A 24,663-nucleotide genomic window follows, 5' to 3' on the forward strand; every position below is an offset into this window, starting at 1 on the left:
AATCCCCCCCTGGTAGCCCCGCCGCCGCCCACCCCTGCCCACCGACGGTCCCGCAAAGAGCCCCGGCATCAGGGCCTTCGCACCAGCATTGAGGTCTCTACGCCCCTTGTTTGCTGTCGTCATTCCGGCGAAGGCCGGAATCTAGGTGCCACTGAACTGGATACCGGCCTTCGCCGGTATGACGAGCCACTGAATGCTTGTTTTGCAACAGAGTATCTACAGATCAATGGCGGAGGCACGCTTAAACCGCCCCCTCCTCTATCTTGGCCTTCCAGATCAACGGCCCGGTCTGGTGCACCGACTCGCCCTGGCTGTCCACGGCCACAGTCACCGGCATATCCTCCACCTCGAACTCGTAGATGGCTTCCATACCCAGTTCCGGGAAGGCGACGACCTTGGCGTCCTTGATCGCCTGGGCCACCAGGTAGGCGGCGCCGCCGACGGCCATCAGGTAGACCGCCTTGTTGTCGCGGATCGCCTCTATCGCCACCGGGCCGCGCTCGGCCTTGCCGATCATGCCCAGCAGGCCGGTCTCTTCCAGCATGGTGCGGGTGAACTTGTCCATACGGGTGGCGGTGGTCGGGCCTGCCGGGCCCACCACTTCCTCGCGCACCGGATCTACCGGACCCACGTAGTAGATAAAGCGGCCGGCCAGGTCCACCGGCAGTTTCTCGCCGCTGGCGAGAATATCGACCATCTTCTTGTGCGCCGCATCGCGACCGGTCAGCATCCTGCCATTCAGCAGCAATGTCTCACCCGGCTGCCAGCTGAGCACGTCTTCGCGGGTCACCTCGTCCAGGTTCACGCGGCGGGTGTTGCCGCCGGCCTCGCGGGTGATCTCCGGCCAGTCTTCCAGCTTCGGCGCCGTCTGCTGTGCCGGGCCAGAGCCGTCCAGGGTGAAATGGGTGTGACGGGTGGCGGCGCAGTTGGGGATGATCGCCACCGCCTTGTTGGCGGCGTGCGTCGGGTAGTCCCTGACCTTCACATCCAGCACGGTCGTCAGGCCGCCCAGGCCCTGGGCGCCGATGCCCAGCTTGTTGACCTTGTCGTACAGCTCCAGGCGCAACTCCTCGGCGCGGTTTGACGCACCGCGCTCCTGCAGCTCCTGGATATCAATCGGGTCCAGCAGGGATTCCTTCGCCAGCAGCATCGCCTTCTCCGCGGTACCACCCACGCCGATGCCCAGCATGCCCGGCGGGCACCAGCCGGCGCCCATCTGCGGCACCATCTTCAGCACCCAGTCGACCACTGAGTCAGAAGGATTCAGCATCGCGAACTTGCTCTTCGCCTCGCTGCCGCCGCCCTTGGCCGCCACATAGACCTCGACGGTATCGCCGGGCACGATTTCGTAGTGGATTACCGCCGGGGTATTGTCGCCGGTGTTCTTGCGGGCGCCGTCCGGATCCTCGAGGATGGAAGCGCGCAGCACATTGTCCGGGTTCATATAGGCGCGGCGCACACCCTCGTTGACCATATCGGTCACGCTCATGTCCGCATCCCACTGCACGTTCATGCCCACTTTCAGCTTCACGGTCACGATGCCGGTGTCCTGGCAGATGGGTCTGTGCCCCTGGGCGCACATGCGGGAGTTGATCAGTATCTGGGCCATGGCGTCCTTGGCCGCCGGGTTGGCTTCCTTCTCGTAGGCCTTGTTCAGGGCCTGGATAAAATCCTGCGGGTGGTAGTAGGAGATGAATTGCAGCGCGTCGGCGACGCTGTCGATCAGGTCATCCTGGCGGATAGTGGTCATTGGCGCTCCAGTAAGGTCTCTGGCGGTTGTATCTCAAGGCGGGCAATTTTACACGAAATGTGGGGTTATTGGCGGCAGCTTCCTGTATCCACGTCCGGACACGAAAAAGGGCGAACCAACCGGTTCGCCCTTTTCAGCTATTGCGCCTGAATACCGTTACATGGACGAGGCGGTGGAGCCACTGCTCTGCAGGCTGCGGATGGCATCGCGCAGCTGTACCAGGTCCTTGTTCACCGTGCGGCGATAGGCATCGATGGACTCCACCGCTTCCTCGTTGGCGCCCACGCGGGCGGTCAGGTCGGAGCGCACGGACGCCAGCTGGCGCTCCAGTCGCGCCAGTTTGTCAGCGGTCTCGCGCTGGCTCTGGGTATTGGAATTGCGCAATTCCGCCAGCGCGGATTCCACTGCCGCGATCTTCTTCACGCTGGCGCTCATACCGTTGACCTGGCTCGCCAGGGCAGCGACCTGCTTCTTGTTGGCGGCAGCGGCGCTCTTGTTTGCATCGATACCCTTGCGGTTGGTGTCGTAGGAAACACCCCACAGCTTGCGGATCTCGGAGGCGTTCTCCTTGACCTTGGCACTCAGCACCTCAACCGAGGCGGAAGACTCCTCGTCGGACATCTCGAAGCGCTTCTCCAGCTCGGCGATACGGCTCTCGGCATCGACCAGCTGTACGCGGCTGGCCTGCCACTGCTGGTACAGGAAGGCCGCCGCAGCGAGACCCGCCAGTGCCAGAATCAGCGCAAACAGACCCAGTACCGAGAAGCCGCCGCGGCGCTCTTCCACTGTCGGTGCCGGCTCCGGCGCGCGCGAGCTGCGACCGATAGGTCTGTTGTCCAGTTGCGGTTCCAGGGCGGCGCTGCCGTCCAGCGTGGGCTCTCTGCGTTGCATGTTTGAAAATACCCGATATTTTAAAGGGGCCCACACGAATTAATGTCGATGCGCAGGGCCGGTGACTGGTCGAATTAAGCGGCAGTTATACCAAAAAATTGACGAAAAAGTAATCGGTTACCGCTTAAGCCTAGCAGGCTGGAGCCCTGGGGCGCCAAATGGCTACGACGGCCCCAAATAGACTGTTTTTGCATCAAACGGCCCAAAAAATCAACAAAATTCCAGCAAAGCCCGCATAATTGCGGAATTACGCCTTATTCAACACTTGCGCTGGCTTAATTCTGACATGCCGCGCGTGTAGAATGCTCTCACCAACAACCCGAGACAAAGGAAGGAAGACACCATGGCTTTCGAACTGCCCGAACTCCCCTACGCGAAGAATGCCCTGGAACCGCACATCTCCGAGGAAACCCTGGAGTATCACTACGGCAAACACCACAAGACCTACGTGGACAAGCTGAACGGCCTGCTGGAAGGCAGCGCCGACGCCGACAAGACCCTGGAAGAGGTTGTCAAGACCTCCTCTGGCGGCGTGTTCAATAACGCCGCGCAGATCTGGAACCACACCTTCTACTGGAACTGCCTGAGCCCCAACGGCGGCGGCGCGCCCACCGGTGCGGTTGCCGAAGCCATCGACAAGGCCTTCGGCTCCTTCGACAAGTTCAAGGAAGAGTTCACCACCAGCGCAGTGAACAACTTCGGTTCCGGCTGGACCTGGCTGGTGAAGAAAGCCGACGGCTCTGTGGCCATCGTCAACACCTCCAACGCCGGCACCCCGCTGACCGAAGCGGACCAGACCGCCCTGCTGACCTGCGACGTCTGGGAGCACGCCTACTACATCGACTACCGCAACCTGCGTCCCAAGTATATGGAAGCCTTCTGGGCCCTGGTCAACTGGGACTTCGTGAACCAGAACTTCGGCTGATAGCAGTCGACACGGAAAAGCGGGCCCTGTGCCCGCTTTTTTGTATAGCCAGCCACAGAACGACAACAACTATTATTCGAACACCGGGAAAACAATCATGAAGTTGAACCCCACCCTGCTCGCCGCCGCCATAAGCGCGCTGGTAATGACAGGCTGTGATCGCGGCCAGGAATCCAAGGCCCCGGAGCAGAGCGCCGATGAAGTGACCGTCGAGAGCGCCGAAGTCATAACCGAGACCACCCAGGCCAACGGCGACGCCGAGGCCATCGCCCAGGCCAACCAGATGTTTGAGGACTCCTTCCAGGAGCACCTGTCCCGCAGCCCGGAATTCAAGACCTTCCTGGGCATGAAAGAGGACTACGACAAGTGGAATGATCTGTCGCCGGAGTTCGAACAGGAGACCCACGAGATCAATCAGCGCCAGCTGGCCGAGCTCAATAAGCTGGACCCGGGCAAGCTGGACGACGCCACCCGCCTGAGCCTGAAGCTGGCGAAGCGCAACCTGGAACAGGATATCGAGGGCTACAAATGGCGCCTGCACAGCTATCCGGTCAACCAGATGTACGCCACCCACACCGGTGTTGCCTCACTGCTGATCAACCAGCACCGTATCGATGATGTCTCCGACGCCGAAGCCTATATCGCGCGCCTGAACGCCCTGCCGGAACACTTCGCACAGCTGCAGGCGAACCTGGAAGAGCGCGCCGAGGCCGGCACTATTGTGCCCAAATTTGTATTCCCCTATGTGATCAGCGATGGCCAGAACCTGATCAACGGTGCCCCCTTCGACGACGGCAAGGACAGCACCCTGTTCGCGGACTTCAAAGGCAAAGTGGACAAGCTGGAAATCTCCGACGAGCAGAAAGAGCAGCTGATCGGCAAGGCCAAGAGTGCATTTGTCAGCAGCGTCGGCCCCGCCTTTGAAAAGCTGAATGCCTATTTACAGCAACTGGAGAAGCGCGCAAACACCGACGATGGTGCCTGGAAACTCGCCAGCGGCGATGACTTTTACAATCACCGCCTCAATGTCTACACAACCACCGACATGACCGCCGAAGAGATCCACGAAGTGGGCCTGAAAGAAGTGGCGCGCATTCACGACGAGATGCGCGAGATCATGGAGAAGGTCGGTTTTGAGGGCAGCCTGCAGGAATTCTTCGAGTTCATGCGCACCGACGACCAGTTCTACTACCCGAACACCGAGGAAGGCAAGCAGGAATACCTGGACAAGGCCACCGCCATCATCGACACCATGAAGGGCCGCCTGGACGAGCTGTTTATCACCAAACCCAAGGCCGACCTGACCGTGAAAGCCGTGGAGCCCTTCCGCGAGAAGTCCGCCGGCAAAGCCTTCTACCAGCGTCCGGCACCGGACGGTTCACGCCCAGGCATCTACTACGCCAACCTGTACAATACCAGGGATATGCCCACCTACCAGATGGAGGCGCTGGCCTACCACGAGGGTATTCCCGGCCACCATATGCAGCTGTCCATCGCCCAGGAACTGGAGGGCATTCCCAAGTTCCGCAAGTTTGGCGGCTATACCGCCTACACCGAAGGCTGGGGTCTCTACTCCGAGCTGGTGCCGAAGGAAATCGGTTTCTACCAGGATCCCTACTCCGACTTCGGCCGCCTGGCCATGGAACTGTGGCGCGCCGGCCGCCTGGTGGTGGACACCGGCATCCACAACAAACAGTGGACCCGCGAAGAGGCCATCGCCTACCTACAGGAAAACACCCCCAACCCGAAAGGCGACGTGGTCAAGGCCATCGAGCGCTATATCGTCATGCCGGGCCAGGCCACGGCATACAAGATCGGCATGCTGAAGATTGTCGAACTGCGCGAGAAGGCCAAGAAGGAGCTGGGCGACCAGTTCGATATTCGCGCCTTCCACGACGTGGTGCTGGCCAACGGCGCCGTACCGCTGAATGTGCTGGAAGACCTGGTGGACGAGTGGATTGTCGAGGTAAAAACCCAGCAGTAATTCTCTCCCTCCCCCTCAAAAAAAGCGGGCCGCCAATCGACGGCCCGCTTTTTTTGTACCTGTAAAAATGAATCGGGTCGCTTTCAGCCACGCCGATTGGCAATCCAGTCGTTCACCTGGCTTTCCAGCACTGCCATCGGCATGGCACCGTTGGTCAGCACCACATTGTGGAACTGGCGAATATCGAAAGCGTCACCCAGCGCTGTGTGCGCCTTTTCGCGCAGCTCGAGGATTTTCATCATACCGGCCTTGTAGGCCAGCGCCTGGCCGGGCCAGACCAGGTAGCGCTCGATCTCGGTGGTGACTTCCGTCTCGGTCATGCCGGTCTTTTCCGCCATATAGCCGATGGCCTCCTCGCGGCTCCAGCGCTTGTGGTGCATGCCGGTGTCCACCACCAGGCGCACTGCGCGGAACATCTCCGCCTGCAATCGGCCCAAGTCGTCGTAGGGATTCTCCTGGAAGCCCGCCTCCTTGGCCACCTGCTCCGCGTAGAGCGCCCAGCCCTCGGCGTAGGCGGTAAACAGGCCCAGCTTGCGGAAGGTGGGCACCCCCTCTAGTTCCTGCGCTATGGCCAGCTGGAAGTGGTGGCCGGGCACCGCCTCGTGATAGGCCAGGGTGCGCATACCGAACTTCTTGGTCTCGTGTACATCGCGCAGGTTGGCGTAGAAGACACCCGGACGGGAGCCGTCCATCGCCGGCGGATTGTAGTAGGCGCCTGCGGAGCCCTCTTCCTTGAACTCGGGCACCCGCCGCACTTCCACGCCCATGGCCGGTTTCACATCGAAGTAGTCGCCCAGGCCCGCGTCTATCTCGTCGATGATCGTCTGATAGTCGGCAATGATCCGCTCTCGGCCCGCGTCGCTCGCCTCGTAGAGGAACTGCGGTTGTTCGTTCAGCTGGGCGAAGCGCTCACCGATGGTGCCACTGTCCAGTCCCTGGGCGGCGAAGATGCGGTTCATCTCGCCCTCGATGCGCGCCACTTCGGCGAGGCCGATATTGTGCACCTGCTCCGGCGTCATATCCGAAGTCGTATGGCTGCGGACCTTGTAGGCGTAGTAGTCGCCGCCATCCGGCAGGCTCCAGACGCCATGGTTGCCCTGCGCCCTGGGCTGCAGTGCCTCGTAATAGGCAATCAGGTTCTCGTAGGCCGGGTAGACGTCAGACTGGATCAGGGCTTCGCCACTCGACAGAATCCGCTCGCGCTCACCCGCCGGCAATTCCTCGACCTTGTCGAGCCGCTCAACTAATGATGTGTAAAGAATGTTTTCCGCAGCGGGGACGCCGATAAATCCGCGCATCTCCTCCAGCACGCTGTCGATCACGAAGCGCGGCGGAATAATATTACGTTCCTCGCGGATTCTAAGGCCTTCCAGTACCTGGTCGAACTTGCGATCCACTTCGCCGAGGCGGGACAGGTAGAAATCCGCTTCCTTCACATTGTTGATCTGGTGAATCTCGGCGAGGAATTCTGGCAGTTGATTCTGCTCACCGGACATCTGGTTGAGCGGGTAGTCGTGATACTGCCAGCGCTCGCCCTCAATCATATCGTTGAGGAAGTATTCGAAGATATCGTAGGAGACCGCATCCTGCCCCTCGAGCGCCGCGCGATCGTACTCCCGCAGCACCGCCAGTTCATCCCTGATCATCTCCATCTGGCGCCGGCCCTCCGCCTCGGACACGTCATCCAGATGGGCATTGTGGCCATCAATACCAAACTGCTCGAATATCCGCAGCTGCGACAGTATCTCCGGACTGGTGGTGCCCAGCTTGATAAAAGCCCGCTCAAAATAGACATTGATGGACCAGGGTTTGAAATAGACGGCGTTGATGGCGAAGGCACCGACGGCCAGCACCCCGGCCAGCAGGATTCCGCCAGACCACTTGGCAATTCTTTTTATCATGGGTTCTGCTCCCTCTGGAAAGCGTTTTTATTGTCTAGATGTCAAAATTCACACGACTTAGATAGACGCACTTTACCAGCACAACGGATGCAGGGAATAGAAAAACTCCGCTCGCGGGAGCCACGGCAATAGGCTTTCAGGTCTTGAGCGGGGAAATGAAGTCGCTGGGCTTCAGTGCCAGCAGCGAACAGCTGACCTTCTGCAGGATATTCTCCGCCGTATTGCCCATGATAAATCCGGGGATACCGGTGCGACCCACGGTGCCCATCACCAGTATGTCGTATTTCTCCTCGTCGATAAGCAGGGGGATAAAGCGATCCGGGCGGGCGATTGCATGGTGGACGTCCATCTCACCGCCGATACCGGAAGCCTGGATCAAAACATCGAGCTTGGAGCGGTGCTTGGCGCGGGCAGCCTCGGTGGCCCTGTCCAGCTCCTCGTCCGAAGCGCTGAGGGGGAAGTTGTGGCGCAGGTACTCGTCCACATCGTAATCCCAGCAGGAGATAAGATGCAGCTCGCCACTGCAGGTATCCGCCAGCGCGCGGGCCCAGCGCAGCAGGCGGATCGCCAGGTCGTAGGCACTCGCCTCCTCGCACTCCGGATCCACCGCCACCGCCACATCGATTTCCCTGTGAGATCTCGATATGGGCCGGCACAGCCATACAGGGCAGGGGCACTTGCGCAGCAGTTCCATATCCATCGCCTTGAAGCCCTTGCGCTGGGTGCGGCCCTCGACATTCTTGATCACCAGGTCGTAGTCCTCGCTCAGCACCCGCTGGATCACCCGCTCCGCCGGCCGGCTGCCACAATCCGCCTCCACTTCCAGGTTCAGCTGCTCCTCCGCCAGATTGAGCTGTTCGCGCACCTCGGCCACACTGTCCTGCACCCGAGTGACCAGTGCATCCATACAGACTTGGCTGAACTCTTCAAACTCCTCCGGCACCGCCGGGCACACCACCAGCACCTTCACCGCCGCGCCGTTGTTGCGCGCCACGGCGAGCGCCTGTAGCAGCCCGGCGCTCTCGTCACCGGTGGCGTGACTGACATACAGAATGTTATGAAAATTTTGCATATCGCAGGCCTTGTTCTCTGAATTCACGGAATTAAACGCGGCGATGGTGATATCGAATCGGTCGCAGCTGCCACAATTTAATATTGTGGCAGCTGCGCGATTCAAACGGGAATGTACACCCGATCAATCCTGCGCATCGCTGCGCCGGTGCTGGGTGTTTCCCGCCCCCGCGGGCTACGGGGAGGACTACGGCGGACATGGCGATGGGAGAAACCGGTCAACTGCGCGCTTACTTTATGGGCATAGATACCCACGAAGAAGCGGTTGTGTATATGCGCAGCGACTGCGATATCTGCCGCGCCGAGGGCTTCACTGCCAACACGCGGCTGCAGATCCGCGCTGGTGACAGGACAATAATCGCCACGCTGAATATCGTCGGCCAGTCAGTCCTCCCCGCCGGCGCCATCGGCTTTTCCGACAGCGCCTGGCGCTACCTGCAACTGCGCGATCAGCAGGCGGTGAGGGTGCGTCACGCGCCGCTGGTGCAGTCGCTCTCCGCCCTGCGCAAGAAGATCAACGGCGCCGAGCTGAGCCCGCAGGAAATCACCGCGATCATTGGCGATATCGGCAAGCGCCTCTACTCGGATATCGAGATCGCCAGTTTCCTCACCGCCTGTGCCGGCGGCCGCCTGAACCTGGCGGAAATCACCGCCCTGACCCGCGCCATGGTCGCCAGCGGCAACCGGCTGCAATGGCCCAAATGCGGCAGGGTCTTCGACAAACACTGTATCGGCGGCCTGCCGGGCAATCGCACCTCGCCGATCGTTATCGCCATCGCCAGCGCCGCCGGCCTGGTGATTCCCAAAACCTCGTCGCGCGCCATCACCTCGCCTGCGGGTACCGCGGACACCATGGAAGTGCTGACACAGGTGGACCTGAGCCTGGAACAGATGCGAAGCGCGGTCACCTCCACCGGTGCCTGCCTGGCGGCCGGCGGTCGGGTGGGATTGAGTCCCACGGACGATCTGCTGATCCGTATAGAGCGCGCTCTGGAACTGGACAGCGAGGGACAACTGGTGGCCTCGGTGCTGTCGAAAAAGATCGCCGCCGGCTCCAACCATGTACTGATCGATCTGCCGGTTGGGCCCAGCGCCAAGCTGCGCGACCGGTCACAGGCGGAGCGACTGTCGCGGCTATTCTGCGGCGTCGCGGAATCGCTGCAGGTGGAAATTCGCTGCGTGATCACCGACGGTTCCCAGGCCATCGGCTACGGCATAGGGCCACAGGAGGAAGCCCGCGATGTGCTCGCGGTACTGCGCAATTGCGCCGACGCCCCCGCGGACCTGGCCGAGCGCTCGCTGTACCTCGCCGCGCAACTGCTGTCCATGGCATCCGGCGAAGCGGATTCCCACTGCCGCGAACAGGCGCGGGAAATCCTCAGCTCCGGCCGGGCCTGGCAACAGTTCCGGCGCATCTGCGAGGCCCAGGGCGGACTCAAGCCCCTCGGCCGGGCCCACTACCAGTCACAGCTGCGCGCGCGGCGCGACGGCAGACTCCTGTCGATGGACAACCGTCGCCTGGCGCAACTGGCAAAACTGGCCGGGGCGCCCTCTTCCCCCGAGGCCGGGCTGCGCCTGCGCATCAAGGTGGGCGAAGCGGTGGTCGCCGGGCAGCCACTGGCCACGCTGCTCGCCGAGACGCCGGGGGAACTGGCCTATGCGGAGGATTACTATCGCCAGAATCCCGACCTGTTCGAACTGGGAGAAAAACCGTGAATATCGTTTTCCTCGGCGGTACCGAGACGGTCACCGGCTCCAAATTCCTGCTCGAATCGGCAGACACACGCGTCCTGGTGGACTGCGGACTCTTCCAGGGCTACAAATGGCTGCGCGAGCGCAACTGGGAACCGCCGCTGTTCGATATCGACAGGCTGGACGCAATAGTCCTGACCCACGCGCACCTGGATCACTCCGGCTATATCCCGCGCCTCTACCAGCTGGGTTACCGCGGCCCCGTTTACTGCCACAGTGCCACCCGCGACCTGTGTGGCATAATGCTGCCGGACAGCGGGCAGATACAGGAGGAGGATGCGCGCTTCTACGCCCGCCACAAACTGAGCAAGCACGCACACCCGGAGCCGCTGTACGACGCCGAGACCGCTGAGCGCTGCCTGGAACTCTTCCAGCCGCTGGAATTCGGCGAGCCGGTAAACCTGGGCGCTGTGCGCCTCCATCTGCAGCCCGCCGGCCATATTCTCGGCGCCGGCAGCGCAATACTCGAAGCGGAAGGCAAAAGGCTGGGATTTTCCGGCGACGTTGGCCGGCCGGACGATACTCTGATGTTCCCGCCGCAACCGCTGCCGGCGCTGGATCTGCTGCTGATGGAATCCACCTACGGCGACCGGCGCCACCCGGAGACCGATGTGTGGCAGCAGCTCGCCGAAATCGTCAGACAGGTGGCGAACCGTGGCGGTGTGCTGCTGATTCCCAGTTTTGCCGTCGGCCGCGCCCAGACATTGCAATATATGCTGGTGACACTCATGGATCGGGGTGAAGTTCCGCGGCTGGGAATTTTCCTCGACAGCCCCATGGCCATAGACGTATCCGGTATCTACTGCCGCTACGCCGAACAGCACCGTCTCAGCGAGGCCGACTGCCGGCGCATGGACCGGGGCATCATCTACACCCACAGAGTGGAGGAATCCAAGGCGCTGGAGGAGATACGCTATCCGCATATCATTATCGCCGGCAGTGGCATGGCGACCGGCGGACGCATACTGCACCATATGAAAAGGCTGCTGCCGGACCACCGCACCACGCTGCTGTTTACCGGCTACCAGGCCGGCGGCACCCGCGGTGCCCATATGATGGCGGGCCACAGATCCGTGAAGATTCACGGCGAACAGGTGCACTGTAAGGCGCGCATCGAAATGCTGGACGGTCTCTCCGCCCATGCCGACTACCTGGACCTGACCAACTGGCTGTTGCAGTCCGACCTGAAACCGGGCACCCGGATACAGCTGGTGCACGGCGAACCGGACGCGGCGGATGCACTGCGGCTCTATCTGCAGGAACATACGAAGTTCAGGGTGAAAGTGGCGCAGTACCGGCAGATATTGCGCTTATAGCCCGACAACATTTCCAATTACCGGTTGACGCTCCCGGTAGCAGTGCCTTCGCATCTCGTTTTGTTTCTGTAAACAGTAAAGGGGGCCATTGAACTACTAACCTTCTACCAGTTAAACATGGTCCCATCTTCGAGCCGGTTCACCGGCAGAAAGGCGCGCTGGTAGGGATATTTCGCAGCCAGGGCTTCATCGATATCCACACCGTGACCCGGCGTTTCACCAGTATGTAGATAGCCATCTGCGAAGTGATAGTCGTGCGGGAATACCTCGTCGGTGGCCTCGCTGTGGCGCATATACTCCTGGATGCCAAAGTTGGGCACCCAGGTATCAAAATGCAGCGCCACTCCCATGCAAACTGGCGACAGGTCGGTGGCGCCGTGACAGCCGGTACGCACATGGTAGAGCTCCGCCAGCGAGGCAATACGGCGCAGCTGGGTGATACCGCCGGCGTGGACCACGCTGGTGCGGATATAGTCGATCAATTGCTCGGCAATCAATTGCTGGCAGTCGTAAATAGAGTTGAACACCTCCCCCACCGCCAGCGGCGTGGTGGTGTGCTGGCGAATCAGGCGGAAACTCTGCTGGTTTTCGCAGGCCACGGAATCCTCGAGCCAGAACAGCCGATAGGGCTCCAGGTCCCGGCCCAGGCGCGCGGCCTCGATCGGCGTCAGGCGGTGGTGCGCATCGTGCAGCAGATGGGGACCGAAACCGAACTCGTTGCGCAGCCGCTCGAACAGCTGCGGGACATGCAGCAGGTATTTTTCCGTCGACCAGGTATTTTCCGTCGGCAGGTCCGCATCGGCCGGCTCGTAGAACAGCTTGTCCGCCGCCACACCGTAGGTGGAGGCCAGTCCCGGCACCCCGCACTGGGCGCGAATGGCCCGATATCCCATATCGATATATTTCCCCACCTGCTCGGCGGTTTCATCAATATCGCGACCGTTGGCGTGGCCGTAGACCAGCACCGCCTGCCGCGACCGGCCACCCAGTAACTGGTACAGCGGCAACCCCGCCGCCTTGGCCTTGATATCCCAGAGCGCCGTGTCCACGGCGGCAATGGCGCACATGGTCACCGGCCCCCGGCGCCAGTAGGCACCGCGATACAGGTATTGCCAGGTATCCTCAACCTGATGCGGATCTCGGCCTGTCAGGCAGGGAATCACGTGTTCCTGCAGATAGGCGACCACCGCCTGCTCGCGGCCGTTCAGGGTCGCGTCGCCGATGCCGTAGATCCCCTCATCGGTTTCCAGCTTGAGGGTGACAAAATTTCTGCCCGGACAGGTGACTATGACTTTGCCACTGATTATTTGCATTGTCTTGTTCCGCCCCAGAAGCTCGCCTGCATTCAAATGTTGAAGGAGATTCGATAGCGCTCGCGCCTCAGACCGTCTTTGCGGCGCGACGTTACCAACACACCGCAGTCTTCCGAAATCAGAGCCTTGTCGCCGGCAGATTTTCCGCCACGCTCCACAAACAGCTGGCTGTTCTCTCCGATTGTTTTTAGCCGCTCCCGCAGTTCTGCGACCGACAGGGGGTTCGGCAAAGCTATATTGCGGGATTCGTAATCTATCGACAGTTGCTCCGAATATAGTAGGCCACCGCTGACCCTGAACTGTGTGGCGCCGAACAGGCGAAAGCTTCCGAACGATGGAATATCCAGTTTATAGCTGCTGTCGAGGATATTGACACGCACAAAGCGGCCGATATGGCCGACCATATCCGAGGTGCGCAGCGGCTCGCGGTTTGCGCGCCTGTCCACCACGGTGGTGTAGGACTCGGTGAACACCAGCTCGCTCTGCTCCAGGTCCCGTGCCATTTCGACCGTGTACATGGCCACGCCGTTGTCGGTCAACAGCGGCGGTAACCAGGCGCAATCGAGCCGCTGCACGAAATAGTCAGCACCCAGGTCAATGCGGATATGGCCGCTGCCCTCGTTCGGGTCTCCGGTCAGCCAGAAGCTGGCCCTGTGTGTCTCCAGCTCCAGGGGAAAGCGGTCATTGCCATCCACCACCTTGACTGCCGGCGCCGCCGGGTAGCCGAGAATGCCGTGCAGCATCTGCATATTGGCCCTGACCGGTCGCGCCACCGAAAGGGCACCCTCCTCGACCGTATATTCGCGTCTGTGTCCATTGGCGGCCACAACCGAGAAACGGTCGCCCCTGCGTAGAATTTTCTCTGCAACACCGGCCCGGGAAAGATCCAGGGAAGCACCGTGCGGCAGTTTGATCAGCGCCGGCAATTCCGCCACCGAAGTGCCATAGGGCAGGTGGTAGACGCGGTGGTTCTCCAGATCCACGCCGATGATGCCGTTGCTGGCGGCAATATCGGTATCGTCGTTCTCGATCCGCTGCCAGCAGACCCGATCGCTGTGGCCGTTGCCATCGCGGTCGAGCCCCCGCACTTCGATGTGGTTGTCCCCCATCGCCAGCTCGATCGCCGGGAAAACTGCCCGGCAGTCCTGTACCGCCCGCGCGCCGAGGGAGCGGCCGTTAACCAGCAGCTCCACTGTTGCCAGGTTGGAGTAGATCTTGATATCGGTTGTGGGGCGCTTGCGCACATCGAAGCGGCGGCTGGTGATATAGAGTACCGGTTCACGACTCCAGTTGGCCTTGTACCAGTAGAAGCTGTCCTTGCGCGTCTTGCGATCGTAGGTCACCAGGCCCTTGTCGTTGATCCCGGGCCTCTCCCCCTCGTCGCGGCCGTCGACGGCAAAATCGAACATGTTCCAGATAAACTTCGACCAGAGGTAGGGGCGCTGGCGCATCTGCAGCCAGCTGCGCTCGTGGTAGAGATTCTGGTACTCCTCGGAGTGATCGCCGGCGCGGGGCTCTTCGGCGTGAATACCGATACCGGCACCCGCACCGTACTCGCTGATACCGAAGGCCCGCTGCGGGTAGGTCCCGCGCGCGCGATCGGCCCAGGGCCCGAAATCCTCGACAGAATCGTAGTACCAGCCGAAGTAGACATTCTCCGCCACAATATCGGTGAGGAACCAGATATCCTCACCGTCGCAACGCCCCAGCACCGCGTTGGTCGTCAGGCGGCCGGGATCCTCCGACCTGGCCAGCTCCTGCAGTCCACTGAGTATCCTCAAGCTGTCTTTGCCGATTTCGGAAAAGCTGACTTCGTTGCAGAGCCCCCAAAAGAATATCGATGGGTGGTTGTAGTTCTGGCGGATCAGCTCCAGCAGCTGGCCGCGCACATTGCGCTCAAACGCTTCCGTCGGCGGCACCTCGTTGACCAGCGGAATTTCCGCCCAGGTAACAAAGCCCATCTCATCCATCAGGTCGTAGACACAGGGTGCCTGCGGGTAGTGCGCCAGGCGCACCGCGCTGGCCCCCAGCTCCCCGACCATGTCGAAGTCGCGCCGATGGTCTGCCTCTGTCAGGGCCCATCCCTTGCCTTCGACATCCTGGTGGCGGCTTACACCGAACAGGTCGTAGTGCCTGCCGTTCAGCAACAGGCCTTTATCCGCATCGACCCGGAACTCACGCAGCCCGAGCGGCTGGCGCACCCTGTCAGCCAGGCTATCCCCGTCCAGCAGCGAGACGGTGGCTGCATAGAGATAGGGATCGCGAATGCCGTCCCAGCGGTGCGGGTTTTCGATCTCTATCGCGATCGACTCCATACTGCCGCAGCCAGCCGGAAGCACGACAGTTTGCTCGCGGTGCGCGACGAGTCGATCATCCGCGCCCGCAATCTCGATACGCAACTGCCGTTCCAGTGTTTCGGTGGAATGATTGACCAGTTTTACCTGCACCTGGAGCCGCGCCAACCGCTCACTCAGGTTTTTCTGCTGCAGGAAAATACCCGGCGATGCGCAGTCCATCACCTCGATATGCTCTCGCCCCGTCACCAACAGCTTTACATCGCGATAGATTCCGCCGAAGAAGGTGTAGTCCGCACTCAGCGGCGCTACATCCGTATGGCGCTCGTTGTTGACCTTTACCGCCAGCTGTTGCGTTTCCCCGGGCCGCAGGTATTCGCTGAGATCGAAACGGAAGGCTCCGTAACCACCGCGGTGCTGGCCGACGTGCCGGCCGTCGAGGTAGAGATCCGCAATCAGGTTGGCGCCGTCGAAATGGATATAGAAACGCCGGCCGGCCAGGGACTGATCCACTCGAAATGTTTTCCGGTACCAGCCGTCCCCGCGAAAATAGTCGTTGCCGCCGCTGTAGCCATCCCGGGCATTCCAGGTATGGGGCAGGTCCACCGCCTGCCACTCCACCACTGAATCTTTACGATGAATTCCAACCGGGTCGAGAGAGCCGCGGTGAAATTCCCAGTGTTGGTTGAGCGAAATTTCCCAGCGCCCGCTGTCGGGACCGGGATTGATCCGCTGGATTTGCCGGCTATATGCATCGCAATCGGAATTCGTTGTCGCCATAGTTGATTCGCAGAATTATCGAGACACGGCGATGGCCTGAAGGACCCAGACCCGCGCAATTATTAAAGAAAGATGACAGGCATTGTCGAAAAGGCGCGGGCGAGCCCGCCCGGTACCTCAATCAGAGATAGTCAACGAATGAACAAAGGTCAAAGCGCAGGCCGGTGAAGAAGCTGGCCTTCCAGGAGGGAATCAGATTTTCAGCACTTGCTTGACGAAGGGAATGGTGATCTTGCGCTGCGCCATCAGCGAGGCCCGGTCCAGCTGCTCCAGGCACAGGAACAGGGCGCGGGTATCGCGCGGGGCGCGATGGAGTATGTACTGGGCCACATCTTCCGGCAGGTCAAAGCCGCGCAGGCGGCTGCGCCGGCGCAGGGCGGCCAGCTTGTCGCCATCGCTGAGCGCCTGCAGCTGGAAAACCAGCGCCCACTGCAGGCGCGACTGCAGGTCCGCCAGGTCGATGGCCAGACCGCGGGGGGACTTGCGCGCGCCCAGCAACAGCTGGCGGCCGCTGTCCTTGACTCGGTTGTACAGGTGAAACAGCGCCGTCTGCCACTGCGGATGCCCCTCGAGCAGGTGCAGATCGTCAATACACACCAACTCCAGCTGCTCCAGGCCATCCAGAATGACCGCCGGATCCATTGCCAACAGATCGGTCAGCGGCAGGTACTGGAAAGAACGGCCGCTGGCCTCGGCGCTCTGGCACGCCGACTGCAGCAGGTGACTGACACCGCTGCCCGCGTCGCCCCACAGGTAGATCACCGGCTCCGGGTTCTCGCCGCTGGCAAAGGCCTGCAGCAGCGCCACAACCTGGCAGTTGGGGTCCGACTCGGACAGGTAGAAGTTGTCGAAGGTGGCGTCGTCCCGCAGGGAGACTCCCAGCGGCAGCTGCTGCGGTACGCCTTTTTCGCTGTTCATCTCAGTGCCAGCGGTAACGCAGCGGATTCACCGCACTGCCCTGGGGGGCGCGGTAGCCGCTCAAGTCGATGGGATCCTCTTCCGCCATGGCCTGCAACTTGCGGTTCAGAGCCAGGGCGTCGCGCAGTCTCTGCAGCGGCGCCGAGGTGGTCAGGGCCACACGCATGCGATCGCTGTCGACCGACAGCAGGTCGGCGCTGCTGACCTGAGCCAGCCCCTGCAGGTAAGCGGAGGCCTCCGAGTAGTCGGCAAAGCTGTCGACGCCGGAGAGCTCGACCACCACGGCGCTCAGCTGACCGCTGTCGCCGTCCGGGCGCACCGCGTAGCGCTGCGCCAACAGGTTGGCGGCCTCGTCGATACCGCGCAGGGCCACTTCCTCCAGGGAACCGCCGCTGGCATCGAAGGCATAGCTGCGCCCGCCGTGGATCAACAGCCAGTTGCCCTGCCAGCGCTGGCCGGAGGTCTCAAGCAGGCGCCCCATCAGGGTCGCATCGGGGCGATAGCGCACGCCGGCGCGCTCGGCGGAGCGCTCGTCCTGGGCCCAGAGATTCCCCAGTGGCATATTGCGCTGGTCATTCAGGTCCATGACCGGGAAGTCCACCGGCAGGCCCCGCTCTATGGCCATGGCATCCAGCGCCGCAAACAGCTCGGGGCTGTCCTCCTCGCGCAGTGCGCTGCGGCCATCCCGCAGGGTGTCCACCGCCATCCACACCAGGGTGCCCGGGCGGTTGTTCGGCCACATGGGCAATCCCAGTTTGTGCACCTGGTCGGATACGGCCTGGGGGTCGAAGGAGAGGTGCAGGTACAGCTGGTTGTCTTCAATGGCGTAGCGATAGCCCTGCACAAACTGTTGCGCCTGCTGCAGGACCGGTTGCAACTGGGGATTGCTGCCGATGGCCGCATCGCCGGTCACGCGCACGAACACCCGCTCCAGCCCGCGACTGCCCGCGGCAGCGCGGTCAGTGGCGCCGCGGCTGGGCACGGCTTCCACAACCTCGTAAAGGTCCGGTATCACCCGGGCCTGGGCCGGCGCGACCAGTGCACAGAGCAAGAGCACCTGTAGTGTTGGTACCCACCCGTACCGGAGCAGCTTACGCATCGGATTACTCCCCAAAACCTCACATATTTGGAAGCGGCCGGATCCGCGGCGCGAGGCGCCAAATGCGGGGGCACGGCCCAATTTTGGGGCTATTGTATCAGTGTCGGGTAATTCTCCCAGTACCTGGCCCGCATTTCTCGCAAAGCCGCCTGGCGGAATCGGCTCAGCCCCCTCGCGAGGGGGAATTGCCAGAATTCGCACAAGCGGCCGAAATTCCACTAGAATACGCGCCCTTCGAGTATCCACCGCAGGATGAATCATGAGCGATTCCAAGCCGCAGTCCCCAAAAAAGTCCCTCTCTTATAAAGATGCAGGTGTCGATATCGACGCGGGCAACGCCCTGGTCGACCGTATCAAACACGTGGCCAAGCGCACTGCGCGCCCGGAAGTCATGGGCGGATTGGGCGGATTTGGTGCCCTGTGTGAGCTGCCTAGCGGCTATAAGGAGCCGGTACTGGTATCCGGCACCGATGGCGTGGGCACCAAGCTGCGCCTGGCGATGGACCTGGGTATCCACGACAGCATTGGCATAGACCTGGTGGCCATGTGCGTCAACGACCTGGTGGTGGCCGGTGCCGAGCCTCTGTTCTTCCTCGACTACTACGCCACCGGCAAGCTGAATGTGGATATCGCCGCGGAAGTGGTGTCCGGTATCGGCCAGGGCTGCGAACAGGCCGGCTGTGCCCTGGTGGGTGGTGAGACCGCGGAAATGCCCGGCATGTACGAGGGCGACGACTATGACCTGGCCGGCTTCTGCGTCGGTGTGGTGGAGAAGTCCGAAATCATCGACGGCAGCAAGGTCCAGGCCGGTGATGTACTGATCGGCCTGGGCGCCAGCGGCCCCCATTCCAACGGCTACTCCCTGATCCGCAAGGTACTGGAAATCAGCGGCGCCGACCTGCAGCAGGCCATGGGAGACAAAGCCCTGGCCCAGGCACTGATGGCGCCAACCCGCATCTACGTCAAGAACCTGCTGCAACTGATGAAGAGCAGCCAGGTCAACGCGCTCAGCCATATCACCGGCGGCGGCCTGTTGGAGAACCTGCCGCGGGTATTGCCGGAGGGCGCCTGCGCGCGCATCGACGTGAGCAGCTGGGAAATGCCGCCGGTATTCCGCTGGCTGCGCGACGCCGGCAACATAGACGCCCGCGAGATGTACCGCACCTTCAACTGCGGCGTGGGCATGGTGATCTGCGTACCCGCCGGCGCCGCCGACGCGGCGCTGGAGACGCTGCGCCAGCTGGGAGAAGATGCCTTTGTGATCGGCAGTATCGAAACAGCCACAGAGGGCAGTGATCCGGTAGAGTTGGCAGGTCTTTGATGGCGTCCGACTCCCTACAGAAAAAGCCGTGCAAGGTGGCCGTGCTGATCTCCGGCAGCGGCACCAACCTGCAGGCACTGATCGATGCCGCCACCGGCGATCAAGCGGAATTTTCCGTCTGTGCAGTCATCAGCAACAGGCCGGACGCCTACGGCCTGACCCGCGCCACCGAAGCGGGCATTCCGGCTTCCGTGGTCAATCACCGGGAATACCCGGATCGGGACAGCTTCGACCGCGCCCTGATAGAGGAAATAGACAGCCACAGCCCGGACCTGGTGGTACTGGCCGGATTTATGCGCATACTGACGCCGGAGTTTGTGCGTCACTACAGTGGCCGCCTGTTGAATATCCACCCATCCCTGCTGCCCAAATACCAGGGGTTGCACACTCACCAGCGCGCGCTGGATGCCGGCGATAGAGAACACGGTGTCACGGTACACTTTGTCACCGAGGAACTGGATGGCGGCCCCGCCATAGCCCAGGCGGTGGTTCCGGTTGAGGCCGGTGACACGCCCGAACTGCTTGCCAAGCGGGTACAGGCACAGGAGCATATGATCTATCCGTTGGCGGTGACCTGGTTTGCCCAGGGCCGCGTGCGGATGCTGGAGGACCGCTCGGAACTAGATGGCGCACTGCTGCCTCGCAGCGGCAAAAGAATAGCCGGCTGAGCCATCGCACTTTTGTCGCCCGGCGAACTCTGATTGACTGTCATTCAGGCCCGGTAAAGGTGTCGGGCCTGACAATGCGCAGAACCCGGACATCAGGAGGTCAGTGTGCCCTTACGCCTATTCTCTCTTTTCCTGTTTTTCCTCTCCAGCCAGCTCCTGGCAGCGGAACTCAAACCCTTCTCCGCCACCTATTCCGCCAGTTTCAATGGTATAGGCGTCACCGCCGAGCGCCGCCTTTCCGGCGGGAACAGCAGTTGGCGACTCGATTTCAGCGCCGACTCCCTGTTTGCCAACATTGAGGAGTATTCCCGCTTCGGCAGTGAACAGGGTCACCTGGTCCCGCAGCATTACGAATACCACAAAACCGGCCTGGGCCGGGACAGGCACACGGTACTCAACTTCGAGCCGGGCCGCGTAGTCAACGTGTCCAATGCCAAGCGCACCCTGGAAAATGCCCCGAAAGGCGTTCTGGATAAAATCAGTTACCAGCTGCAGCTGGCGCTGGATGTCGCCGCCGGCAAGAAAACCCTCGAATACCTGGTCGCGGACGGCAGGAAAATCCGCGACTACAAATTCGCCGTTGCCGGCAAGGAAACGCTGCAGACACCGCTGGGAAGCATAGAAACCATAAAAGTGCAGCGGCTGCGCGATGGCGACTCCGAACGCGAGACGGTTATCTGGTTTGCGCCGCAGTGGAATTACGCGCTGGTGAAACTGATGCAACAGGAAGAGGATGGCAAAACCTATCAAATCTCCCTGACCAAACTTTCCATTGATGAAAAGAGCATCAAAGCAAGTCAATAAAATTCCTTCCCCACCGCAAAAGCCGAAAAAAAATCGTGACATTCGATAGATTTTTCGGCTTTTTGTCTTTATAAAGTCGCCCGTTTCCACTGTTGGCGTAGTTTGGCGCTGCTAGACTTCGCTGCAGGGAATTAATTGCGAAAACCGAAGACTTTTGAAAAAGCCTTCCCGCCATATCGCAGCATTTTTTAATTCTGTTTGTGGCTCTCCGTTATCAGCAATATAGAGTGGGATCTCATGAAAAAGACAATTCTGCGTCGCGCCCTCCTGGCTGCCGCAATCAGTTCCGCGTCCAGTGGCGCCATGGCTGCAGGCTTTTACCTGCAGGAATCCAGTACTTCTGGCCTGGGACGCGCCTTTGCAGCGGAAAACACCATCGGCGACAACGCCGCCATACTGGCGCGCAATCCGGCTGGTTCCGCTCTGTTCAAGACCATCAGCGTTTCCGGCGGTGTCACCTACATCAACCCGGAAATCGATGCACAAGGCAATACAACATATTTCCTGCCTAACCCCCAAACTGGTGAACTGATCCCGGTCGGCCCGATATTCGACGAGGCCAATGACTATGCCACCAGCGCCTGGGTGCCCAATGCCTATCTGGCCGTACCCTTCGACGATTGCTGGTCTTTCGGCCTGGCCATCAACACCGACTACGGCCTGGAAACCGACTTCGACAGTGACTGGCCCGTAACCAATATTGCCGACAAGACAGAACTGCTATCTGTCAATATCGCACCGTCGGTTGCCTACGACTTCAACGACCAGTTCAGCATCGGCGTATCGGTCAACTTCCTCTATGCCGACGCCACCCTGGAATCGAGAATGCCGTCCAATTTTGCACCGGTGCCGTCACTGGCCGGACAACGCATCCTCGACGCCGATGGTGACGACTGGGATGTGGGCTGGAGCATCGGCGCCCTGTGGAATATCACCGACCGCACCCGCTTCGGCATTTCCTACCAGTCTAAACTGGACCCAAAAATCGAGGCGGATGTCGACTCAGACCTGCTTCCATCCTTTGCAAACGACGGCACCATTGTCGGCACTCTGGATAACGCCGACGCCGAGCTGACCCTGGATCTGCCGGACACCGTGGAACTGGGTCTGTATCACCGCTTCGACGACAACTGGGGCCTGGCCCTGGGTGCCATGTGGACCGACTGGGACGACTTCCAGCGCCTGGAGGCCTTTTTCCCGGATCAGAGGGTTGGCGGCCAACCCGTTCCCATCTACAACCCGCTGCATATCAAGGAAGAAAACTTCGAGAGCGGCTGGCGCTACAGCATCGCCGGTGAATACTACCCCTGCGAGGAGGTTACCTGGCGCATCGGCTACGCCTACGACGAGGGCGCAGCACGCGACGGTCTCAATACGACAGATGAGGCAGCCAACGCTGCCGGGCTGCCGATCACCTGGCGCACCCTGTCCATCCCGGATACCGACCGCCAGTGGGTTACTTTCGGCGGCACCTACAAGATCGACAACCAGCTGAGTATCGACGGCGGCTTCGCCTATCTGTGGGGCGATGACGAAACCATCAAGGAATTCAGTGCCTCACCAGTACCCACCTATTTCGATGGCGAGACCTCCAACATCGAAGCCTGGCTGGCTGCTGTATCACTGAACTACACCTTCTGATCGAAAACCATCTCCGGGTTTTCAGGAGGCCGGGCAGCAATGCCCGGCCTTTTTATTGCCGGATGTATCGCACCACACAGGCACCCGCGCGGCAGTTGCGATCGAGCCCGGCACCAAAGTGCAGCTCCGGCCTCCCCTCACGCACTCAAAGGACGTGCCCTGTTCCCGCTCAACTCACAGGTCAGCCGGGTTTCAATCGCCGTCCAGCACCGGCAAGGAAGGTATTCCACACGCGTATTCCTTCGGCGGGCAACGCCGATAGTTGTGAAAAACTCCAATAAATACAGAAAGTTAGGATTATTCCCAACCGCGTCAATTCGATCTGAGCACGACCACCTCGCAGAGGTCGATTGGGCACCACCAAGAAACTGGCATACTCTGTGCACCAAATTCCTTGCTGAGCGCGGTGGAATCGACCGGAACTTGAGCATCGCCCGCCAGGAGAATCACACCACAGTCAGCTGAAATAACTTGGAGCCAATCGATACCGTCGATTGGAGGTGAGCAGAGGCGCTCATCGATAATCTGCCACTGGCGGAAAGTCGATGAGCGCCTTTTTTATATCTGCATTTTCTACTGACCAACAATTGGGGAAACCATCAGATGCCGTGGACAAATACTCTCAGACGCGCCGCCGCGCTGCCGGGATTCGCAGCCGCCATTGTCAGTGCTCCGGCCATATCTGCCAGCACGATTGAACCCACCGAGACCTCTGCTACAACGCTCCGCGAGGCGATTGACCGGAGTAAAGTTAACCTGGGCTTTCGCGCGCGCGCCGAACAGGTCGATACGAACGGTGCCGATACCCTGGACCTAACCAGCCTGAGAACTCGCCTGACCTACCAATCCGGTACTTTCCAGGGATTCAGCACCCTGATCGAAATGGATGACGTGACCCATTTGACGGATTTCGAAGGTGGCGTAGCGGATGCGGAAGGTACCGAGTTGAACCAGGCCCTACTGTCCTACGCCTCCGGTGAAACCACCATCAAGTACGGCCGCCAGCGCATACTGCTGGATAACCAGCGCTTCGTCGGCGGTGTCGGGTTCCGCCAGAACGAGCAGACCTACGACGGTTTCAGCATCACCGACAACAGCCTGGCCGACACCACTCTGTTCCTCGCCCATATCGACAACGTCAACCGCATCTTCGGCGAGGACAGCCCCCTCGGTGACCACAAAAACGATAGCTACCTGCTGAATGCGAAGTACAGTGGCTTCGGCGCAGGGGCCCTTTCTGTCTACACCTACCTGATCGACAACGAGACTGCCCCGGAATTTTCCACCGACACCTGTGGCCTGCGCTTTTCCGGCAAGGCCGGCGGCGCCAACTACGCCTTGGAATATGCCACCCAATCGGCCGCCTCCGATAACCCGGCCAGCTACGATACCGACTATTTACTGGCGGAGGGCGGCTACAAACTCGGCCATGTGACACTGAGGGCCGGCTACGAGTTGCTGGGCTCCGACGGCGCCGATGGCCAGTTCGCCACCCCACTGGCGACACTTCACAAGTTCCAGGGTTGGAACGACAAGTTCCTCGGCGGCGGCACCGGCAATATTGCCGGCGGTATCGAGGATTTCTACGTATCGGTGGGCAATTCCCTGGCCGGGGTGGAGTTTTCGCTCAAGTACCACCAGCTGAGTTCCGACGACTCGGGTGTTTCCGGGATGGACAGGCTCGGCAGTGAGTACGGCCTTGTGGTCAGCGGAAAACTCGGCTTCACCGATCTGAGCCTGAAGTACAGCCGCTATATGGCCGACGACTTCAGTGTGGATACCGACCGACTGTGGATTACTGCACAGGCCCAATTTTAGGAAGAGACAATGTCGGAGCGGCCCATGGCCGCAATCGATATCCGGGCAGCCGGAAAGTTCGATCGCGGCCATGGGCCGCTCCTACAATAGCTACTTTGACAGAGCACAGCAGCCAGACGCGAAGGCCCTCGGCAGGCAGTGCCTCGACTTGCGACTGACATCAGGCTACAAGCATGCCGCTCATGGCGGGATATCGAGTTGTTCGATCAGGCTCCGGCCCGGCCGTCCATGGCCGGTCGCCGAGCCGGGCAGCGAGCTGCGCTCGTGCCGGCATTGGGCTGCAAACCTGCCATCCATGGCGGGATATCGAAGTGTTCGATCAAGCCCCGGTCCGGCCATCCCTGGCCGGTCGCCGAGGCCCGGGCGGGGGTGCCCCCGCCCCCACGCGCCCCGCCCCCCCCCCCCCCCCCCGCCGGC

Annotated in this window: 17 protein-coding genes; 9 read left to right on the plus strand and 8 right to left on the minus strand. The window is 61.0% G+C overall.

What is annotated here, in order from left to right; all coding sequences use genetic code 11:
• Window positions 1-241: 241 nt before the first annotated feature.
• Together IG627_RS15255 and IG627_RS15260 are read right to left on the minus strand one after the other, a co-directional pair.
• On the minus strand, window positions 242-1,750 hold the full coding sequence (locus IG627_RS15255; RefSeq protein WP_193193254.1) for a fumarate hydratase: 1,509 nt from the start codon (window positions 1,748-1,750) through the stop codon (window positions 242-244).
• Window positions 1,751-1,906: 156 nt separating this feature from the next.
• The gene (locus IG627_RS15260; RefSeq protein WP_193193255.1) at window positions 1,907-2,641 is read right to left on the minus strand and encodes a hypothetical protein; all 735 of its coding nucleotides are present in this window, start codon (window positions 2,639-2,641) and stop codon (window positions 1,907-1,909) included.
• A 343-nt stretch (window positions 2,642-2,984) separates the two neighbouring features.
• Between IG627_RS15260 and IG627_RS15265 the strand changes: the two genes are divergently transcribed.
• Together IG627_RS15265 and IG627_RS15270 are read left to right on the plus strand one after the other, a co-directional pair.
• Window positions 2,985-3,566, plus strand: coding sequence for a superoxide dismutase (locus IG627_RS15265; RefSeq protein ID WP_193193256.1), 582 nt, complete (start codon window positions 2,985-2,987; stop codon window positions 3,564-3,566).
• A gap of 97 nt (window positions 3,567-3,663) precedes the next feature.
• Window positions 3,664-5,550, plus strand: a complete 1,887-nt coding sequence (locus IG627_RS15270) for a DUF885 domain-containing protein (protein ID WP_193193257.1) — start codon at window positions 3,664-3,666, stop codon at window positions 5,548-5,550.
• An 83-nt stretch (window positions 5,551-5,633) separates the two neighbouring features.
• Here the strand turns inward: IG627_RS15270 and IG627_RS15275 are convergent, their stop codons facing one another.
• Window positions 5,634-7,451, minus strand: coding sequence for a DUF885 domain-containing protein (locus IG627_RS15275; RefSeq protein WP_193193258.1), 1,818 nt, complete (start codon window positions 7,449-7,451; stop codon window positions 5,634-5,636).
• 136 nt (window positions 7,452-7,587) lie between these two features.
• Window positions 7,588-8,523, minus strand: coding sequence for a universal stress protein (locus IG627_RS15280; RefSeq protein WP_193193259.1), 936 nt, complete (start codon window positions 8,521-8,523; stop codon window positions 7,588-7,590).
• A 203-nt stretch (window positions 8,524-8,726) separates the two neighbouring features.
• Between IG627_RS15280 and IG627_RS15285 the strand changes: the two genes are divergently transcribed.
• A complete protein-coding gene (locus tag IG627_RS15285) occupies window positions 8,727-10,238 on the plus strand; it encodes a thymidine phosphorylase family protein (RefSeq protein WP_193193260.1) in 1,512 nt (503 codons plus the stop codon).
• Window positions 10,235-11,590 carry an MBL fold metallo-hydrolase RNA specificity domain-containing protein gene (locus tag IG627_RS15290; protein ID WP_193193261.1) on the plus strand — a complete coding sequence of 452 codons (1,356 nt, stop codon included), beginning with the start codon at window positions 10,235-10,237 and terminating at the stop codon, window positions 11,588-11,590. The genes IG627_RS15285 and IG627_RS15290 overlap by 4 nt, the downstream gene beginning before the upstream one ends.
• Before the next feature lie 104 nt (window positions 11,591-11,694).
• Here IG627_RS15290 and manD read toward each other — a convergent pair whose 3' ends face one another.
• From manD to IG627_RS15310, 4 genes are all read right to left on the minus strand, one after another.
• Entirely contained in the window at window positions 11,695-12,903 is a 1,209-nt protein-coding gene (gene manD, locus IG627_RS15295) for a D-mannonate dehydratase ManD (RefSeq protein WP_193193262.1), read from the minus strand.
• 32 nt (window positions 12,904-12,935) lie between these two features.
• Entirely contained in the window at window positions 12,936-15,977 is a 3,042-nt protein-coding gene (locus IG627_RS15300; RefSeq protein ID WP_193193263.1) for a glycoside hydrolase family 2 protein, read from the minus strand.
• Between the two features lie 192 nt (window positions 15,978-16,169).
• Window positions 16,170-16,895 carry a DnaA regulatory inactivator Hda gene (hda, locus tag IG627_RS15305; RefSeq protein WP_193193264.1) on the minus strand — a complete coding sequence of 242 codons (726 nt, stop codon included), beginning with the start codon at window positions 16,893-16,895 and terminating at the stop codon, window positions 16,170-16,172.
• 1 nt (window position 16,896) lies between these two features.
• Window positions 16,897-17,994 carry a DUF2066 domain-containing protein gene (locus IG627_RS15310; RefSeq protein ID WP_193193265.1) on the minus strand — a complete coding sequence of 366 codons (1,098 nt, stop codon included), beginning with the start codon at window positions 17,992-17,994 and terminating at the stop codon, window positions 16,897-16,899.
• A gap of 259 nt (window positions 17,995-18,253) precedes the next feature.
• Here IG627_RS15310 and purM point away from each other — a divergent pair, with 259 nt between their 5' ends.
• From purM to IG627_RS15335, 5 genes are all read left to right on the plus strand, one after another.
• Window positions 18,254-19,315: a phosphoribosylformylglycinamidine cyclo-ligase gene (gene purM / locus IG627_RS15315; protein ID WP_193193266.1), complete on the plus strand. Its 1,062-nt coding sequence runs from the start codon at window positions 18,254-18,256 to the stop codon at window positions 19,313-19,315.
• On the plus strand, window positions 19,315-19,983 hold the full coding sequence (gene purN / locus IG627_RS15320; protein ID WP_193193267.1) for a phosphoribosylglycinamide formyltransferase: 669 nt from the start codon (window positions 19,315-19,317) through the stop codon (window positions 19,981-19,983). The genes purM and purN overlap by 1 nt, the downstream gene beginning before the upstream one ends.
• A 105-nt stretch (window positions 19,984-20,088) precedes the next feature.
• Entirely contained in the window at window positions 20,089-20,787 is a 699-nt protein-coding gene (locus tag IG627_RS15325) for a DUF3108 domain-containing protein (protein ID WP_193193268.1), read from the plus strand.
• 237 nt (window positions 20,788-21,024) lie between these two features.
• On the plus strand, window positions 21,025-22,428 hold the full coding sequence (locus IG627_RS15330; RefSeq protein ID WP_193193269.1) for an OmpP1/FadL family transporter: 1,404 nt from the start codon (window positions 21,025-21,027) through the stop codon (window positions 22,426-22,428).
• Window positions 22,429-23,031: 603 nt separating this feature from the next.
• Window positions 23,032-24,246, plus strand: coding sequence for an alginate export family protein (locus IG627_RS15335; RefSeq protein WP_193193270.1), 1,215 nt, complete (start codon window positions 23,032-23,034; stop codon window positions 24,244-24,246).
• The last annotated feature ends 417 nt before the right edge of the window (window positions 24,247-24,663 follow it).

The organism is Microbulbifer taiwanensis (genome assembly GCF_014904815.1).
GTDB lineage: Bacteria > Pseudomonadota > Gammaproteobacteria > Pseudomonadales > Cellvibrionaceae > Microbulbifer > Microbulbifer taiwanensis.

What these genes read in the sequence shown, in the direction of transcription:
- IG627_RS15330 (WP_193193269.1), top strand. Translation starts at nt 21,025, where the DNA reads ATGAAAAAGACAATTCTGCGTCGCGCCCTCCTGGCTGCCGCAATCAGT.
- IG627_RS15280 (WP_193193259.1), bottom strand. Translation starts at nt 8,523, where the DNA reads ATGCAAAATTTTCATAACATTCTGTATGTCAGTCACGCCACCGGTGAC.
- IG627_RS15270 (WP_193193257.1), top strand. Translation starts at nt 3,664, where the DNA reads ATGAAGTTGAACCCCACCCTGCTCGCCGCCGCCATAAGCGCGCTGGTA.
- IG627_RS15310 (WP_193193265.1), bottom strand. Translation starts at nt 17,994, where the DNA reads ATGCGTAAGCTGCTCCGGTACGGGTGGGTACCAACACTACAGGTGCTC.
- purN (WP_193193267.1), top strand. Translation starts at nt 19,315, where the DNA reads ATGGCGTCCGACTCCCTACAGAAAAAGCCGTGCAAGGTGGCCGTGCTG.
- IG627_RS15300 (WP_193193263.1), bottom strand. Translation starts at nt 15,977, where the DNA reads ATGGCGACAACGAATTCCGATTGCGATGCATATAGCCGGCAAATCCAG.
- IG627_RS15255 (WP_193193254.1), bottom strand. Translation starts at nt 1,750, where the DNA reads ATGACCACTATCCGCCAGGATGACCTGATCGACAGCGTCGCCGACGCG.
- IG627_RS15275 (WP_193193258.1), bottom strand. Translation starts at nt 7,451, where the DNA reads ATGATAAAAAGAATTGCCAAGTGGTCTGGCGGAATCCTGCTGGCCGGG.
- IG627_RS15335 (WP_193193270.1), top strand. Translation starts at nt 23,032, where the DNA reads ATGCCGTGGACAAATACTCTCAGACGCGCCGCCGCGCTGCCGGGATTC.
- IG627_RS15260 (WP_193193255.1), bottom strand. Translation starts at nt 2,641, where the DNA reads ATGCAACGCAGAGAGCCCACGCTGGACGGCAGCGCCGCCCTGGAACCG.
- purM (WP_193193266.1), top strand. Translation starts at nt 18,254, where the DNA reads ATGAGCGATTCCAAGCCGCAGTCCCCAAAAAAGTCCCTCTCTTATAAA.
- hda (WP_193193264.1), bottom strand. Translation starts at nt 16,895, where the DNA reads ATGAACAGCGAAAAAGGCGTACCGCAGCAGCTGCCGCTGGGAGTCTCC.
- IG627_RS15285 (WP_193193260.1), top strand. Translation starts at nt 8,727, where the DNA reads ATGGGAGAAACCGGTCAACTGCGCGCTTACTTTATGGGCATAGATACC.
- IG627_RS15265 (WP_193193256.1), top strand. Translation starts at nt 2,985, where the DNA reads ATGGCTTTCGAACTGCCCGAACTCCCCTACGCGAAGAATGCCCTGGAA.
- manD (WP_193193262.1), bottom strand. Translation starts at nt 12,903, where the DNA reads ATGCAAATAATCAGTGGCAAAGTCATAGTCACCTGTCCGGGCAGAAAT.